Here is a 15,889-nt window from a genome sequence, read left to right on the forward strand (position 1 = left end):
GACAAGTTTCGCATCCCGGCCCGCCGTTCCCTCCTTGTCCCGCCCCGTCCTTCCCATCCCCTTTCTCGTATCGGTTGCACGAGACGTATCGTCTCGTTATCTTGGACGCATGACCACGACCCCGAAGCCCGCCCACATCGCCATGTTCTCCATCGCCGCCGCCGGCCACGTGAACCCGAGCATCGAAGTGATCCGCGCACTGGTCGCCCGCGGCCACCGGGTCAGCTACGCCATCCCCGCCGGCTACGCCGACAAGATCGCCGAGACCGGCGCCACCCCGGTGATCTGGAACTCCACCCTCCCCACCGAGGACGACCCCGAGGCGTGGGGCACCGAGCTCATCGACAACATCGAGCCCTTCCTCGACGACGCCGTCCAGGCGCTCCCACAGCTCGCCGCCGCCTTCACGGGCGACGAACCGGACCTCGTCCTCCACGACATCACCGCCTACCCGGCGATCGCCCTCGCCCACCGCTGGGGCGTACCCGCCGTATCCCTCTCCCCGAACCTGGTCGCCTGGACCGGTTACGAGGAGGAGGTCGCCGAACCGATGTTCGCCGAACTGCGCGCCTCCGAGCGCGGGCAGGCGTACTACGCCCGGTTCCGGGCCTGGCTCGACGAGAACGGCATCGACGAGGACAGCGACCGCTTCATCGGCCGTCCCCGCCGCAGCATCGTGCTCATCCCGCGCGCCCTGCAACCGCACGCCGACCGGGTCGACGAGGCCGTGTACACCTTCGTCGGCGCCTGCCAGGGCGACCGCAGCGCCACCCAGGGCACCTGGGCGCGCCCGGCCGCCGCGGCCGGGAAGAAGCTCCTCCTGGTCTCCCTCGGCTCCACCTTCACCAAGCAGCCGGCCTTCTACCGGGCCTGCGCCGAGGCCTTCGCCGAGCTGCCCGACTGGCACGTGGTGCTCCAGATCGGCAAGTTCACCGACGAGGCCGAGCTCGGCGAGATCCCCGCCAACGTGGAAGTCCACCGCTGGGTGGCGCAGTTGGACATCCTGCGCCAGGCCGACGCCTTCATCACCCACGCCGGCGCCGGCGGCAGCCAGGAGGGGCTGGCCACCGGCACCCCGATGGTCGCGGTCCCGCAAGCCGTCGACCAGTTCGGCAACGCCGACATGCTGGCCGCCCTCGGCGTCGCCCGGCACGTCCCGATGGCCGAGGCCGACGCCGCGACCCTGCGCGAGGCCGTCCTCTCCCTCGTCGCAGACCCGGAGGTGGCCGCCCGCGCGCAGGCCATCCGCGTACAGATGGCCACCGAGGGTGGCACCCGGCAGGCCGTCGACCTGATCGAGGCCGAACTGTCCGCGTCGCCGGCACTGTCAGGGGGGAGCCCTATCGTGCAGGCATGACCAAGACGAAGTACGCGGCGCTGCTCCGGGGCATCAACGTCGGCGGGAACAAGAAGGTCCCGATGGCCGAGCTGCGCCAGGTCCTGCAGGACCTCGGCCACGAGGACGCGCAGACGTACCTGCAGAGCGGCAACGCCGTCTTCGCCAGTACGACGGGGAAGACCCCGACGGCCCTCGCCCGCGAACTGGAGGCCGCCATCGAAGCCCACTTCGGCTTCCGCGTCCCCTGCCTGGTGATCGACGGCGCCCACCTGCGCGCCGTCGCCGCCGCCTGTCCCTTCCCGGCCGCCGAGCTGGAAGGCAAGCAGCTCCACGCCACCTTCTGCTCCGAGCAGCCCGCCGAATCCCGCTTCGCCTCGATCGACGCCCCCGGGTACCTCCCGGAGGAGTACCGCGTGGGCGACCACGTCATCTACCTCTACGCCCCGAACGGCCTGGGCCGCTCGAAGCTGGCCGAAGCCCTGGCGAAACCGGCCGTGGTCAAGGGCCTGGACGTGACCAGCCGCAACTGGAACACGGTCGCCAAACTCGTCGAGCTCACCCGGGACTGACCCGTGGACTTCGCCGGCCTCGCCGCACTGGCCTCCAACGTGGTCGAGAGCCGCCCGCACGGCCCGGTACCCGTCGACTGGCCGGCAGTGGAGGCCTGGCTCGGGCTGCCCCTCCCGGCCGACTACAAGCAACTGGCCGACACGTGGGGGCCGGTGCAGTTCGGCGGACGGATCGCCGTGGTGACCCCGTTCGAGGCCTGGGACACGGCTGCCTGCTGGTGAGTGCCGCTCAGTCGGCCAGACCGTTCAGCAGGGTCATCTCGTGCGGGGTCAGGCGGACCGTCGCCGCGTCCAGGTTCTCCGCCAAGTGGTCCGGGGAGCCCGTGCCCGGGGTGGGGCAGAGGACCGGGGAGTGCTGGAGGAGCCAGGCCAGAGCGATCTGGCCGGTGGACGCGCCGTGTTCGGCGGCGACCGCCGTCAGGGCGGCCGCGTTCTCGCGGGTCAGGGAGCCGCTGCCCAGCGGGTAGTAGGGGAGGAAGGCGATACCGCGGGCCTCGCACAAGGAGAGGAGCTCCGCCGAGGAGCGGTCCCGGAGGTTGTACGGGTTCTGGACCGAGGCCACCGGGACCAGGGACAGGGCCTCCCGGAGCTGGTCCGCCGTCACCGTGTTCAGCCCGATGTGGCGGATCTTGCCCTCCGCCCGGAGCTCGGCCAGCGTGCCCAGCTGTTCCGCCGCCGGGACGGCCGGGTCGAAGCGGTGCAGCTGGTACAGGTCGATCCGGTCCAGCCGGAGCCTGCGCAGGCTCGCCTCGCACATGGTGCGCAGGTCCTCGGGACGGCCCGCCGCATGCCACTGGTCGGGGCCGGTGCGCACCACCCCGCCCTTCGTGGAGACCACCAGCCGTTCCCCGTACGGGTGGAGGGCCTCGGCGACCAGCTCCTCGGCCAGGTGGGGGCCGTAGTTGTCGGCGGTGTCGATCAAGGTGACCCCGCCGGCGACGGCGGCGCGCAGCAGCGCGACCGATGCGGGGCGGGCGGCGCGCGGGCCCCAGTAGCCGGCGCCGACCAGGCCGCCGGTACCGAGTCCGAGGCGGCGTACGGGAAGGTCTCCGCCAAGACTGAACGTCTCATCCACGTCAACAGACATGGCCCGACCGTAACCCAGGCCCGCGGATGTGCCAGGCTCCTCGGCATGCGTTACATCATCATCGGCGCCGGAGCGATCGGCGCGACCATCGGCGGACGGCTCGCGGAATCCGGCAGCGAGGTCGTGCTCGTCGCGCGCGGCGCCCACGCGGAGGCCCTGCGGGCCCACGGGCTGCGGCTCACCACGGCGGACGGGGAGCGGGTGCACCACCTGCCCGTCGTCGGCGGCCCCGCCGAGCTCGGCGAACTGCGGCCGGACGACGTGCTGTTGCTGACGGTCAAGACGCAGGACGCGCTCGCCGCGCTGGAGGCGTGGGCCGACGCGGAGGTCTCGGGCGGTGGCACGGCGGCGCAGCGGCTGCCGCTGCTGTGCGGGCAGAACGGAGTGGAGAGCGAACGCCTCGCCCTACGGCGCTTCGCGCGCGTGTACGGGGTCTGCGTATGGCTGCCGGCGACCTTCCTGGAACCGGGGGTGGTCTCCGCGCTGTGCGCGCCGCTGACCGGGATCCTGCACATCGGCAAGGCCGCAGGGGGCGCCGACGCGCCGGCCCGGCGGATCGCGGCCGACCTGGAGAAGGCAGGCTTCGCGGCGCCGGTCGTCGAGGACGTGATGCGGTGGAAGCACGCGAAGCTGCTGGGCAACCTCGGCAACGCGATCCAGGCGACGACCGGACCCGAGCCGGAGCCCGCGAAGGCGGCGCTGCTGCTGCGGGCGATCCGCGAGGCGCAGGCCGCCTTTGCCGCCGCCGGGATCCCCTGGGCCTCGGAGGCCGAACAGTCGGCCGCCCGCGACGGGAAGGTCGAGGCGCCGGCCGGTGAGGTACGGGGCGGATCGTCCTGGCAGTCGCTCGCGCGGGGGACGGGGTCGGTGGAGGCGGATTATCTGAACGGGGAGATCGTGCTGCTCGGGCGGCTGCACGGGGTGGCTACGCCGGTGAACGACACGCTGCGGCACGCGGCGAACATCTTCGCGCGGGAAGGGCTGCCGCCCGGGGCGATGTCCGTCGCGGACCTGACGGCGCTCGCCGATGAGGCCGTGGCCAGGGCGTAACCCCGCGGGTGTGGCTCCGCCTTGGACCCCCTTGGACCGTGCGGCGCCGCTGCCGGGACTGGAGGGGTCGCCGGTGGTGCCGGAGGGTCGTCGGCGGGGTTGGAGGGTGCAGGCCCGGCCGGCGCGGGCTCAGGCCGTCAGGGCCGGGATGCGGGCGGGGGTGACGGTGGCCGCGTCGTAGCGGTGCAGGAGCAGGCGGGCCAGTTCCGGGGAGGGGCCCAGGACGGCGGAGACCACGTCGGCGCCGGCGGCTTCGGCGCCCGCCGCGATGCGGTCGGGGAGCCGGCCGGGGGCGATCACGTACGGGGCGACCGCGATCCGGCGGACGCCCTGAGCGCGCAGCGCCCGTACGGCGTCCTGCGTCCGGGGGAGAACAGCGGAGGCGAACGCAGGCCGCACGGCGCACCAACCGGTGTGCCGCCACTCCCGCGCGATTTCAGCGATCACTGCGATCGCCTCCGGGTCTGAGGAACCGGCGGACGCGAGCACCACACCGGTGGTGGCGCGGTCCGCCGGAGTGAGGCCGGCTTCCCACAGCCGCCGCTCCAAGGTCGCCAGCAGCAGCGGCGACGGGCCGAGCACATCCGCGATCCGGACCGAGAGGTCCGGCAGGTGGGACGTGGCTCCCGCGAGCACCGCCGGGATGTCGGACTTGGCGTGGAAGGCCCGGGTGAGCAGGAGCGGGAGTGCCACGATCTCCCGTACGCCCGACAGGTAGAGGGAGGCCACCGCCTGGTCGACGGTCGGGGTGTCGAAGTCCAGGAAGGCGGTCTCCACGCGCAGCCCCGGCCGCAGCGCCCGTACCCGCCGGGTGAGGGCGTGCACGGTCGCCGCGTGCCGCGGGTCGCGGCTGCCGTGGGCTATGACCAGCAGGGCGGGGGAGCGTGTGGAGCGCGCCGACACGGTGATCAGCTCTTGACCAGCAGGCCGCGGGTGCGCAGCACCCACCGCTCGACCGGGCTGAAGATCAGCAGGTCGATCGCGATGCCGACGACCAGGATCAGGATGATCGCGAGGAACACGCCGGGCAGGTCGATGTTGTTGCGCCCGTTTTCGAGGAGCTGACCCAGGCCCAGGCCCAGGTCGGGGGAGCTGGCGATGATCTCGGCGGCCATCAGGGAGCGCCAGGAGAAGGCCCAGCCCTGCTTGAGGCCGGCCAGGTAACCGGGCAGCGCGGCCGGCATGACCACGTGCCGGGCGCCGCGCAGGCCGGTGGCGCCCAGGGTGCGGCCGGCGCGCAGGAACAGCGGCGGGATCTGGTCGATGCCGGAGACGAGGCCGTTGGCGATGGACGGGACGGCGCCGAGCAGGATGACGGTGTACATCATCGCGTCGTTGAGTCCGAACCAGAGCACCGCCGGGGGCACCCAGGCGACCGAGGGCAGCGACTGCAGACCCTGCAGGATCGGGCCGATCGCGGCGCGGACGAACTTCACCCGGGCGACGAGCAGACCGAGCGGGGTGCCGATGGCCAGGGCCAGCAGGAAGCCGAGCAGACCGCGCGAGACGCTGGTCCAGATGACTTCGAGCAGGGTGCCCTTCAGCCACATGTCGGACAGGCTGTCCCAGACGGCGGACAGGGCGGGGAGCTTCGTTTCGTCGGTGACCTTCGTGGCGACGAGGACCTGCCAGACGAGGAGGACCAGACCGACGGCGATGGCCGGCGGCAGGACCTTCTTGACGAGGACCTCGCGGATCGGGGTGCGGTGGGTCTGGACGGCGTCGAGGGCGTCGAGGCCCGCCTCCAGCCCGGCGAGATCGTCGGCCTTGGCCTTCGGCTGGGTCTCGGGGGTGGTGTCAGTGCTGGCCATGGCGGCGGATCTCCCCACGCAGGTGTTCAGTGATCTCAAGGGACAGCTCCGCGACGTCCGCGTCCTCGATGCGGCGCGGCTGCGGGATGCCCACGGTCCACTCCTTCGCGACCCGGCCGGGGCGCGAGGACAGCAGGACCACACGCTGCGCGAGCCGTACGGCCTCGCGGACGTTGTGCGTGACGAACAGGACGGAGAGGTTGGTCTCTTCCCAGATGCGGGTGAGCTCGCCGTGCAGCACGTCGCGGGTGATGGCGTCGAGCGCCGCGAACGGCTCGTCCATCAGCAGCAGCTGGCTGTCCTGGGCGAGCGCCCGGGCCAGGGCCACGCGCTGGCGCATGCCGCCGGACAGCTCGTGGACCCGCTTGCCGTACGAGCCGGCGAGCCGGACCAGTTCCAGCAGCCGTTCGGCCTCCGGCTTGCGGTCGGCCTTGGCCACCCCGCGCAGGCGCAGGGCGAGTTCGATGTTCTTGCCCGCGGTGAGCCACGGGAAGAGGGCGTGCTCCTGGAACATCAGGGCCGGACGGCCGCCGGGGGTCTCGATCGACCCCGCGGACGGCTTGTCCAGTCCGGCGACCAGGTTGAGCAGGGTGGACTTTCCACAGCCCGAGGCACCCAGGATGGTGACGAACTCTCCGGGAGCGACATCGAGGCTGATGTCGTCCAGGACGAGCTGCGATCCGGCCGGGCCGGAGAAGGACTTCGAGACGTGCTCGATCCGAGCGGCGTGCGTCTGCTCCGCTACGGTGCCCTCGGCAGCCTTGGCAAGCATGGTGGCCATGGTCGTCACCTCCTGGGATTCGGGACGGGTACTGAAGGGGTTGCTGGAGGGGTTACTTGGCGCCGAGACCGGCGTCGGAGACCTCGGGCTTGCCGGCGGCCTTCAGCACCTTGTTCAGGAGCTTCAGGTCGTAGATGCCGTTCAGATCGGGGGTCTGGATGAGCTTGGCCTTGACCGCCCAGTCCGCCTCGGTCTTCAGGGTGCCGGCCAGCGGGTCGTCGGTGACGAGGATGCTCGGCCAGGCCGGGTCGATGATGCCCGCTTCGAGTTCCTTGCCGCCCAGGGTCTTCAGCGCGGCGTTGGCGGAGGCCTTCGCCTTGCCCTGGTTGGCGTTGATCCACTCGTTCGTCTTCACGGTGCCGCGCAGCACCGCCTCGACGACGTCCCCGTGCTCCTTGAGGAACTTCTGCGACACGATGATGTTCGTGATCACGAACTTCTTGTCGGGCCACAGATCGGTCTCGTCGAGGAGGACCTTTGCGCCCTGGGAGACCAGCTTGGAGGCCGTGGGCTCCGGCACCCAGGCGCCGTCGATCGAGCCCTGCTTGAAGGCGTCCGGGGTGACCTTGTTGTCCGTGCGGACGACGGACACGTCACCCTTGCCGGACTCCGGGTCGACGGTCCAGCCCTTGGTGCCGATCCAGTTGAGGAACGCGACGTCCTGCGTGTTCCCCTTCTGCGGGGTGGCGATCTTCTTGCCCTTGATGTCGTCCAGGGTCTTGATCTTGTCCGGGTTCACGACGAGCTTGACGCCGCCGGAGGCGGAGCCGGAGATGATCCGGAGGTTGGAGCCCTTGGACTTCACGTACGCGTTGATCGACGGCGAGGGGCCGATGAAACCGATGTCGAGAGAGCCGCCGTTGAGGGCTTCGATCTCGGACGGACCGGCGTTGAAGGTCTGCGGCTTGATCGTGGTGGAGCCGAGCTCCTTGGCGATCAGGCCTTCCTGGATGCCGACCAGCGCGGTGGCGTGGGTCAGGTTCGGGAAGTAGCCGATGCGGACCTCGGAGGCAGAGAGCTTCTTGCCGGCGTCGTCGGCGACGTTCTTCGCGGGAGCGTCGTTCTTCTCGGCCTGGGCGCCGTAGCCGCACGAGGCGAGCGCCCCGATCAGGAGCGGGAGGGCGGCAGCGGTGGCGATGCTGCGGCGCAGGGTCTTACGCGGGATACCGATGGCAGGCACGGGAGGACTTCCTCTCGTAACGTCGTGTCACGACGCACGTCTTCGTTTGCTGAACAAGGGCAGGCACAGCTCGTGGGGGGTGTGGGCGCGCATGCGGTGCGCGTACGTCATCACGCACATCGCCCCACACCTCCCTGGCCACTGCCGAGGGAGCCGCTGCCTACACGGCCGCCCTCCTTCGCGAAGGTGGAGTAGATATCGGCGGGCATGATCAGAAGTCCCACCCTTCTTCATCGGCCTGGATGGTGGTCTCGGCCTTGGAGGCGAAGGATTCGCCCACCATGCCGGCCGCCAGGGTCGTACCGTCCGCCGGGTCGATCAGCAGGAAGGACCCGGTGCGGCGCGAGTCGGCGTACGAGTCGAGCGCGAGCGGCTCGGCGGTACGGACGACGACCCGGCCGATGTCGTTGGCCACCAGCTGTCCGGGGTTCGGGTGCTGGGACAGGTCGTCCAGGGTCAGCCGCGAGGGGATCTCCTTGACGATCGCCTTCACCGTGCGCGTGGTGTGCTTGATCAGCACCCGGGCGCCCACGGCGAGGGGCTGGTCCGCCACGTGGCAGACCGTCGCCTCGACGTCCTGCGTGGTGGCGGGGGAGCTCGACGACGGCGCGATCAGGTCGCCGCGCGAGATGTCGATGTCGTCCTTGAGCCGCAGGGTCACCGACTGCGGGGCCCACGCGATGTCGACGCTCTCGCCGAGCGCGTCGATGCCCTCGATGACCGAGGTGCGGCCCGACGGCAGTACGGTGACGGCTTCGCCGACGCGCAGCACGCCGGAGGCGATCTGGCCGGCGTAGCCCCGGTAGTCCGGGTTCTCGGCGGTCTGCGGACGGATCACGTACTGCACCGGGAAACGCGCCGGGCAGGCGGTGAGGTCGTGGCTGACCGGGACGGTCTCCAGGTGCTCCAGCACCGTCGGGCCGCCGTACCAGTCCATGTTGGCGGAGGGCTCCACCACGTTGTCCCCGGCCAGGGCCGAGATCGGGATGGCGGTGATCTCCGGGACGCCCAGGTCGGAGGCGTACGCGGTGAACTCCTCGGCGATCGATGCGAAGACGGTCTCCTCGTAGCCCACGAGGTCCATCTTGTTGACCGCGAGGACCACGTGGGGCACCCGCAGGAGGGCCGCGACGGCGGCGTGCCTGCGGGTCTGCTCGATCACGCCGTTGCGGGCGTCGACCAGCACCACGGCGAGGTCGGCGGTGGAGGCGCCGGTGACCATGTTCCGGGTGTACTGCACGTGCCCGGGGGTGTCGGCCAGGATGAACCGGCGCCGGGCGGTCGCGAAGTAGCGGTAGGCCACGTCGATGGTGATGCCCTGCTCCCGCTCGGCCCGCAGGCCGTCGGTGAGCAGCGCGAGGTCCGGGGTGTCCTGGCCGCGGGCCTGGGACACCGCCTCGACGGCTTCGAGCTGGTCGGTGAGGATCGACTTGGAGTCGTGCAGGAGGCGTCCGACCAGGGTGGACTTTCCGTCGTCGACGGAACCGGCGGTCGCGAAGCGCAGCAGCGTGGTCGCCGACAGATCGGCGAACTGCTCGGTGGTGGAGGTCATGGTTAGAAGTACCCTTCGCGCTTGCGGTCTTCCATCGCGGCCTCGGACATCTTGTCGTCGGCGCGGGTCGCGCCCCGCTCGGTGAGCCGGGAGGCGGCGATCTCGGTGATCACGGCGTCCAGCGTGGTGGCGTCGGAGTCGACGGCGCCGGTGCAGGACATGTCACCGACGGTGCGGTAGCGGATCAGACGCGTCTCGGTGGTCTCGTCGCCCTTGGCGCCGCCCCACTCGCCGGCCGTCAGCCACATGCCGTTGCGCTTGAAGACCTCGCGCTCGTGGGCGAAGTAGATCTCCGGCAGTTCGATGCCCTCGCGGGAGATGTACTGCCACACGTCCAGCTCGGTCCAGTTGGACAGCGGGAAGACGCGGACGTGCTCGCCCGGGGCGTGGCGGCCGTTGTAGAGCTGCCACAGCTCGGGGCGCTGGCGGCGCGGGTCCCACTGGGAGAACTCGTCGCGCAGGGAGAAGACGCGCTCCTTGGCGCGGGCCTTCTCCTCGTCGCGGCGGCCGCCGCCGAAGACTGCGTCGAACTTGAGGCTCTGGATCGCCTCCGTGAGGGGGACGGTCTGCAGCGGGTTGCGGACGCCGTCGGGGCGCTCGCGGAGCTTGCCGGCGTCGATGTACTCCTGGACGGAGGCCACGTGCAGGCGCAGGCCGTGCTTGGCGACGGCGCGGTCGCGGTAGTCCAGGACCTCGGGGAAGTTGTGGCCGGTGTCCACGTGGAGCAGGGTGAACGGCACCGGGGCCGGCGCGAACGCCTTCAGCGCCAGGTGCAGCATGACGATCGAGTCCTTGCCGCCGGAGAAGAGGATCACCGGCTTCTCGAACTCGCCCGCCACCTCACGGAAGATGTGCACGGCCTCCGACTCGAGGGCGTCGAGGTGCGACAGCGCGTAGGGCGCGTCCGTCCCTTCGTGGACGTGTGCGACGGTGGCGGTCATGCCAGACCCCTCTCGGTGAGCAGAGCGTGCAGGGCCGAAGCCGACTCCTGTACGGACTGCGTGTGCGACTCGATACGGAGGTCCGGGGACTCCGGTGCCTCGTACGGGTCGTCGACCCCGGTCAGACCGGAGATCTCGCCCGCCGCCTGCTTGGCGTACAGGCCCTTCACGTCACGCTCGGAGCACACCTCCACCGGAGTGGCCACGTGCACTTCGAGGTAGCTCGTTCCCTCGGCCGCGTGCCGCTTGCGGACGGCCTCACGGCTGTCCGCGAACGGCGCGATCACCGGGACGAGCGCCTTCACGCCGTTGGACGCGAGGAGTTCGGCGACGAAGCCGATCCGCTGCACGTTGGTGTGCCGGTCCTCGCGGCTGAAGCCGAGGCCGGCGGAGAGGAACTCGCGGATCTCGTCGCCGTCGAGGACCTCCACGCGGTGGCCCTCGGCGCGCAGCCGGTCGGCCAGCGCGTAGGCGATGGTGGTCTTGCCCGCGCTCGGCAGCCCGGTCAGCCACACGGTGGCGCCCTGGTCGCTCACGCTCATCTGCTTCGTCTCCGTCGGTTCCGTACTCGGTATGTCCGTACGCGATGTGTCTGTCATCAGCCGTGCAGTCCGCACTCGGTCTTCCCGAGCCCGGCCCAGCGGCCGGAGCGGGCGTCCTCGCCCGGGGCCACCCGGCGGGTGCAGGGGGCGCAGCCGACGGAGGCGTAACCGTCCATCAGCAGCGGGTTGGTGAGGACACCGTGCTCCAGGACGTACGCGTCCACGTCGTCCTGGGTCCAGCGGGCGATCGGCGAGACCTTGACCTTCTGCCGCTTCTCGTCCCAGCCGACCACCGGGGTGTTCGCCCGGGTCGGGGACTCGTCGCGGCGCAGGCCCGTCGCCCACGCGCTGTACGCGGTCAGACCCTCTTCGAGGGGCTTGACCTTGCGCAGCGCGCAGCACAGGTCGGGGTCGCGCTCGTGCAGCTTGGGGCCGTACTCGGCGTCCTGTTCGGCGACGCTCTGGCGCGGGGTGAGCGTGATGACGTTGACGTCCATCACGGCCTCGACCGCGTCACGGGTGCCGATGGTCTCCTCGAAGTGGTAGCCCGTGTCGAGGAAGACCACGTCCACGCCGGGGAAGGCGCGGGAGGCGAGGTGGGCGACGACCGCGTCCTCCATGGAGGAGGTCACGGCGAACTTCTTGCCGAAGGTCTCGGCCGCCCAGGTGAGGATCTCCAGCGGGGAGGCGTCCTCGAGGTCCCGGCCCGCCTGCTCGGCCAGTGCCTTGAGACTGCCGACGCCGAGACCGGCGTCTTGAGTGGTGGTCATATCTCGTCCCCTCCAGCTGCGTCGGACTGAACACCCCGGGCCAGCAGCCCGAGGTACTTCAGCTGGAAGGCTCGATTGCAGGCCCTGCATTCCCAGGCGCCGTGGCCTGTTTCGTTCGGGAACAGGTCCTCGTCGCCGCAGTACGGGCAGTAGAACGGTGCGGCGCGCTCGCTCACACTGTGCTCCTCGTGTTGTTCACTGCGTTCACGACAAGTCCTCGTCCTTCGCCCGGGTCGCCCAGGAGGCGAAGCGCTCGCCGTCCTCGCGCTGGTCCTCGAAGCGCGTGACGACCCGCTCGACGTAGTCCGGCAGACCGGCCGCGGTGACCTTGAGGCCGCGGACCTTGCGGCCGAAACCGGCCTCCAGGCCGAGCGCGCCGCCCAGGTGGACCTGGTAGCCCTCGACCTGGTTGCCGTCGTCGTCCAGGACCAGCTGGCCCTTGAGACCGATGTCCGCCACCTGGATACGGGCGCAGGCGTTCGGGCAGCCGTTGATGTTGATGGTGAGCGGCTCGGCGAACTCCGGCAGGCGGCGCTCCAGTTCGTCGATCAGCGAGGCGCCGCGCGCCTTCGTCTCGACGATGGCCAGCTTGCAGAACTCGATGCCGGTGCAGGCCATCGTGCCGCGGCGGAACGGGGACGGGTTGACCCGCAGGTCCAGCGCCTCCAGGGCCGCGACGACGGAGTCGACCTGGTCCGCCTCGATGTCGAGCACGATCATCTTCTGCTCGGCGGTGGTGCGCAGCCGGCCGGAACCGTGCTGCTCGGCGACGGCGGCGATCTTCGTCAGGGTGGCGCCGTCGACCCGGCCCACGCGGGGCGCGAAGCCGACGTAGAAGTTGCCGTCCTGCTGCTGGTGCACGCCGACGTGGTCGCGCCACTGGCCGGTGGGCTGCTCGGGCGCGGGGCCGTCGGTCAGCTTCCGCTCGAGGTACTCGTCCTCGAGGACCTGGCGGAACTTGGCCGGGCCCCAGTCGGCGACGAGGAACTTCAGACGGGCGCGGGTGCGCAGCCGGCGGTAGCCGTAGTCGCGGAAGATCGAGATGACGCCCTCGTAGACGTCCGGGACCTCGTCGAGCGAGACCCAGGTACCCAGGCGCACACCCAGCTTCGGGTTCGTGGAGAGACCGCCGCCGACCCAGACGTCGAAGCCGGGGCCGTGCTCGGGGTGGTTCACGCCCACGAAGGCGATGTCGTTGATCTCGTGCGCCACGTCGAGCAGCGGCGAGCCGGAGACCGCGGACTTGAACTTGCGGGGCAGGTTGGAGAAGTCCGGGTTGCCGACGATGCGGCGGTAGATCTCGTCGATGGCGGGCGTGCCGTCGATGATCTCGTCCAGCGCGATGCCGGCGACGGGCGAGCCGAGGATGACGCGGGGGGTGTCACCGCAGGCCTCGGTGGTCGAGAGGCCGACGGCCTCCAGACGGCGCCAGATCTCCGGGACGTCCTCGATGCGGATCCAGTGGTACTGCACGTTCTGCCGGTCCGTGAGGTCGGCGGTGCCGCGGGCGAACTCCTCGGAGATCTCGCCGATGACGCGCAGCTGCTCGGTGGTCAGCCGGCCGCCGTCGATGCGCACGCGCAGCATGAAGTACTTGTCGTCCAGCTCCTCCGGCGCCAGGATCGCGGTCTTGCCGCCGTCGATCCCGGGCTTGCGCTGGGTGTAGAGGCCCCACCAGCGCATACGGCCGCGCAGGTCGTTGGGGTCGATCGAGTCGAAGCCCGCCTTGGAGTAGATGTTCTCGATGCGCGCCCGCACATTGAGACCGTCGTCGTCCTTCTTGAACTGCTCGTTGCCGTTGAGGGGCGTGTGGTGTCCGACAGCCCACTGGCCCTCACCGCGGTGACGGCCGGTCTTGCGGCGCGCGGCGGCGCCGGGTGCGGCGGCTGCGGTCGTTTCGGGGGTGGCGGCCATGGCGGTACGTCCTTCTTCGGCGGCTCGAGGCAGGGGCAGGGGGGAGCAGCGGCGTGACCCCTGGCGCGCGTGGAGCGGATGTGGCTGATGTGCTGCTGTTCCGGGCGGCGATCGGCCTACAGGGGACTGCGGTGGTGACGAGGGCGAGCGGTGGTTCGCTTCCGCGGCGACGTCGGTGCGGGGCGCTGTCGCGGCGGGGCTGTGCGTCAGCTCGCCGGACAGATGGCGCTGGACATGCGGCCGAGGTCGACGTGCCGCCGACTCACCAAGGCAATTCCAGCTCCGTTCATGGCGGAAGCGTGGCATGTGGCGATTGGAGGAGTCCACTACTGTCCACGATTCGGACGAAGTCGTCTCACATCGCAAGATCTTCGTGACGGGGGTCACCTCAGGAGCCCCTTGGGGGCCAGGAACCACATGCTCGAACCACATGCCCGCGTCCGGGTACGGCGCCGCTGCCGGGGGCTGAGGGTCACCCGAAGCGCCGGTGAACCTTTCCGGTCACAGCACTAGGCGCCGGGCCAGGGGCCGGGGGTGTGGCCGGACTCCTTCTGTTCCGTCTCCTCCTTGAAGACCTTGAAGCCGCGCCTGAGGTAGTTCGCCATGGCCGTCGGGCCGTCGTCGCTGCACGTGTGGAGCCAGACGCGGCGCGTCGGGGCCAGCTCCGGCCAGCGCTCGGCCAGGGACCAGGCCCGCTCGATGCCCACGGTCAGCAGGTGGCCGCCGATGCGCCGGCCGCGGAATTCGGGGAGGAGGCCGAAGTACATGATCTCCACCACACCGTCGGGCTGCGGGTCGAGTTCCACGTACCCCGCCGGGGTGCCCCGGTCGTACGCCACCCACGTCTCCACCCCGGGACGGCCCAGCTGCTCCACCCACTGCGCGCGGGTCAGCGACAGCCGGTCCGTCCAGTGGATGTCGCCGCCCACCGAGGCGTAGAGGAAGCGGCTGAACTCGGGGGACGGGACCTCCGACCGGACGATCCGGATCTCCGGGCCCAAGGCGGCCGCCGCGACGAGGTCGGACGGCGCGGTCATTTCCAGGGACCAGGTGGTCAGTGTGCTGGTGCTCATGGAAGTCAGGGAACCATGTCGGTGTCCGGCGGGCCCAGCCGGGCGCTGATGACCGCCGGCGCCGTGGAGTGCGGCAGCAGCGAGGCCGGGTTCCCGGGGCGGATCAGCTCCACCTCCACGTCGTGCGCGAAGCGGTACGGGCGGTGGGCCAGCACGCCGCCGAGGTTGCGGCGCACCCGGGAGATCTCCGCGCGGACCGTCACCGTGCGCGTCGGGTCTCCGAACAGCTCCTGCGCCAGCTCCGCCGCCGAGCGCCCCCGGGGGGACTCCGCCAGCAGGAACAGCAGCTCCGCGTGGCGGGGGCTCAGCTCCTGGGACCAGCTCCCCGCGGCCCCGTAGACGGTGGCCCGCCAGGCCCCCGGCCGGCTGAGGTCGAGGACGACGCGGGCGGCCGCCCCGGAGCCGGTACGGGCTTCCGCGACGTTCAGCAGCCAGCCGCCCGGCAGCGGCTCCACCAGGCAGTCGCCCAGCTGCGGTACCCACACCCGGCCGGGCCCGAAGGACTTCGGCAGCGGGATCCGCTCCGTCGGCGCCAGCCCCGTGACGGCCGCCGTCCACCCGTGGGCGTCCACGGCCAGCGCCCGCCCCGGCATCCGGGCCAGCAGCGGGGCCGCCACCGACCTCAGCCGCTCCAGGGACTCCAGGTGGCGCACCCGCAGCTCCCGTTCCGCGAGCCGGGCCACCGAGCTCACCCACGTCAGGGTCGCCGGGTGCATGGTGGCCAGGGGCCCGCTGACGTCGAGGACCCCGAGCAGCTGTCCGTCGCGGGGGTCCCGTACGGGGGCTCCGGCGCAGGTCCAGTCGTGGTGGCTGGAGACGAAGTGCTCCGCCGAGAACACCTGGACCGGTCTGCGGGCCACCAGGGCGGTGCCGACGCCGTTGGTGCCGACCACGGCCTCGTCCCAGTCGGCGCCCACCGCGAAGCCGAGCCGGTCCGCCTTGCGCAGGATCGAGGAGTGGCCCTCCCGCCACAGGAGCCGCCCGTCGGCGTCGGCGACGACCATGATGTGCAGGGCGTCGTCCAGGGAGGGCAGCAGCCCTTCGCGCAGGACCGGCAGCAGGTCCCGTAGGGGAGAGGTCTGTCGCCGTTCCTCGGTCTCGGCGGCCGACAGCATCCGCGAGCGGCTGTCGCGGTCCGGATGGACCCCGCCCGCCACCATCCGGCGCCAGGATTCGGCGATGTCCGGGCGCGGCGCGGTCGGCGGCCGTTCCCCGGCGAGCGCGGCCGCCCGTACCCCCTTGAGCAGACGTGCGGCCTCCCGCGCGTCCATGGCCGAGAT

17 protein-coding genes and 1 pseudogene are annotated in these 15,889 nt (G+C 71.2%); 4 read left to right on the forward strand and 14 right to left on the reverse strand.

Translation table 11 applies throughout. From position 1 onward, the window contains the following. Window positions 1–74 precede the first annotated feature (74 nt). The 3 genes and pseudogenes from mgt (at window position 75) to OTB20_RS20450 (ending at window position 2,130) form a co-directional block, all read left to right on the forward strand. Window positions 75–1,357: pseudogene (mgt, locus tag OTB20_RS20440) on the forward strand (macrolide-inactivating glycosyltransferase). Next, the gene (locus tag OTB20_RS20445; protein ID WP_267819442.1) at window positions 1,354–1,908 is read left to right on the forward strand and encodes a DUF1697 domain-containing protein; all 555 of its coding nucleotides are present in this window, start codon (window positions 1,354–1,356) and stop codon (window positions 1,906–1,908) included. The pseudogene mgt and the gene OTB20_RS20445 overlap by 4 nt, the downstream one beginning before the upstream one ends. A 3-nt stretch (window positions 1,909–1,911) precedes the next feature. Beyond that, window positions 1,912–2,130 carry a hypothetical protein gene (locus OTB20_RS20450; RefSeq protein ID WP_267819444.1) on the forward strand — a complete coding sequence of 73 codons (219 nt, stop codon included), beginning with the start codon at window positions 1,912–1,914 and terminating at the stop codon, window positions 2,128–2,130. A 7-nt stretch (window positions 2,131–2,137) separates the two neighbouring features. Here the strand turns inward: OTB20_RS20450 and OTB20_RS20455 are convergent, their stop codons facing one another. Continuing rightward, window positions 2,138–2,995, reverse strand: coding sequence for an aldo/keto reductase (locus OTB20_RS20455; RefSeq protein ID WP_267819446.1), 858 nt, complete (start codon window positions 2,993–2,995; stop codon window positions 2,138–2,140). A gap of 45 nt (window positions 2,996–3,040) precedes the next feature. On the opposite strand from OTB20_RS20455, the gene OTB20_RS20460 reads away from it, so the two are divergent. Next, on the forward strand, window positions 3,041–4,045 hold the full coding sequence (locus tag OTB20_RS20460; RefSeq protein WP_267819448.1) for a ketopantoate reductase family protein: 1,005 nt from the start codon (window positions 3,041–3,043) through the stop codon (window positions 4,043–4,045). Window positions 4,046–4,174: 129 nt separating this feature from the next. Here the strand turns inward: OTB20_RS20460 and OTB20_RS20465 are convergent, their stop codons facing one another. The 13 genes from OTB20_RS20465 to OTB20_RS20520 all read right to left on the reverse strand — a co-directional run bounded on the left by OTB20_RS20465 (window position 4,175) and on the right by OTB20_RS20520 (window position 15,880). After that, window positions 4,175–4,948 carry a sirohydrochlorin chelatase gene (locus OTB20_RS20465; protein WP_267819449.1) on the reverse strand — a complete coding sequence of 258 codons (774 nt, stop codon included), beginning with the start codon at window positions 4,946–4,948 and terminating at the stop codon, window positions 4,175–4,177. Window positions 4,949–4,953: 5 nt separating this feature from the next. Next, window positions 4,954–5,856 (reverse strand): ABC transporter permease, encoded by a 903-nt coding sequence (locus OTB20_RS20470; RefSeq protein WP_267819451.1) that lies wholly within the window; start codon window positions 5,854–5,856, stop codon window positions 4,954–4,956. Continuing rightward, window positions 5,843–6,637 carry an ABC transporter ATP-binding protein gene (locus OTB20_RS20475; protein WP_267819452.1) on the reverse strand — a complete coding sequence of 265 codons (795 nt, stop codon included), beginning with the start codon at window positions 6,635–6,637 and terminating at the stop codon, window positions 5,843–5,845. Before OTB20_RS20475 ends, OTB20_RS20470 begins: the two co-directional genes overlap by 14 nt. Before the next feature lie 52 nt (window positions 6,638–6,689). Next, complete coding sequence (locus OTB20_RS20480; RefSeq protein WP_420716447.1) at window positions 6,690–7,808, reverse strand: aliphatic sulfonate ABC transporter substrate-binding protein; 1,119 nt, start codon at window positions 7,806–7,808, stop codon at window positions 6,690–6,692. A 220-nt stretch (window positions 7,809–8,028) separates the two neighbouring features. Beyond that, window positions 8,029–9,369 carry a sulfate adenylyltransferase subunit 1 gene (locus tag OTB20_RS20485; protein ID WP_267819456.1) on the reverse strand — a complete coding sequence of 447 codons (1,341 nt, stop codon included), beginning with the start codon at window positions 9,367–9,369 and terminating at the stop codon, window positions 8,029–8,031. Between the two features lie 2 nt (window positions 9,370–9,371). Next, a complete protein-coding gene (cysD, locus tag OTB20_RS20490; RefSeq protein WP_267819458.1) occupies window positions 9,372–10,310 on the reverse strand; it encodes a sulfate adenylyltransferase subunit CysD in 939 nt (312 codons plus the stop codon). Further along, window positions 10,307–10,852, reverse strand: a complete 546-nt coding sequence (cysC, locus tag OTB20_RS20495) for an adenylyl-sulfate kinase (protein ID WP_267752919.1) — start codon at window positions 10,850–10,852, stop codon at window positions 10,307–10,309. Before cysC ends, cysD begins: the two co-directional genes overlap by 4 nt. Before the next feature lie 56 nt (window positions 10,853–10,908). Continuing rightward, the gene (locus tag OTB20_RS20500; protein ID WP_267819459.1) at window positions 10,909–11,622 is read right to left on the reverse strand and encodes a phosphoadenylyl-sulfate reductase; all 714 of its coding nucleotides are present in this window, start codon (window positions 11,620–11,622) and stop codon (window positions 10,909–10,911) included. Beyond that, the gene (locus OTB20_RS20505; RefSeq protein ID WP_267752922.1) at window positions 11,619–11,798 is read right to left on the reverse strand and encodes a hypothetical protein; all 180 of its coding nucleotides are present in this window, start codon (window positions 11,796–11,798) and stop codon (window positions 11,619–11,621) included. The genes OTB20_RS20500 and OTB20_RS20505 overlap by 4 nt, the downstream gene beginning before the upstream one ends. 28 nt (window positions 11,799–11,826) lie before the next feature. Beyond that, entirely contained in the window at window positions 11,827–13,536 is a 1,710-nt protein-coding gene (locus OTB20_RS20510) for a nitrite/sulfite reductase (RefSeq protein ID WP_267819460.1), read from the reverse strand. A 206-nt stretch (window positions 13,537–13,742) separates the two neighbouring features. Then, window positions 13,743–13,826 (reverse strand): putative leader peptide, encoded by an 84-nt coding sequence (locus tag OTB20_RS42470; protein WP_309550570.1) that lies wholly within the window; start codon window positions 13,824–13,826, stop codon window positions 13,743–13,745. Between the two features lie 219 nt (window positions 13,827–14,045). Beyond that, window positions 14,046–14,609 (reverse strand): GNAT family N-acetyltransferase, encoded by a 564-nt coding sequence (locus tag OTB20_RS20515; protein ID WP_267819462.1) that lies wholly within the window; start codon window positions 14,607–14,609, stop codon window positions 14,046–14,048. 5 nt (window positions 14,610–14,614) lie between these two features. Continuing rightward, window positions 14,615–15,880, reverse strand: a complete 1,266-nt coding sequence (locus OTB20_RS20520) for a GAF domain-containing protein (protein ID WP_267819521.1) — start codon at window positions 15,878–15,880, stop codon at window positions 14,615–14,617. Between the last annotated feature and the right edge of the window lie 9 nt (window positions 15,881–15,889).

Source organism: Streptomyces sp. H27-H1 (genome assembly GCF_026627445.1).
Taxonomy (GTDB): domain Bacteria; phylum Actinomycetota; class Actinomycetes; order Streptomycetales; family Streptomycetaceae; genus Streptomyces.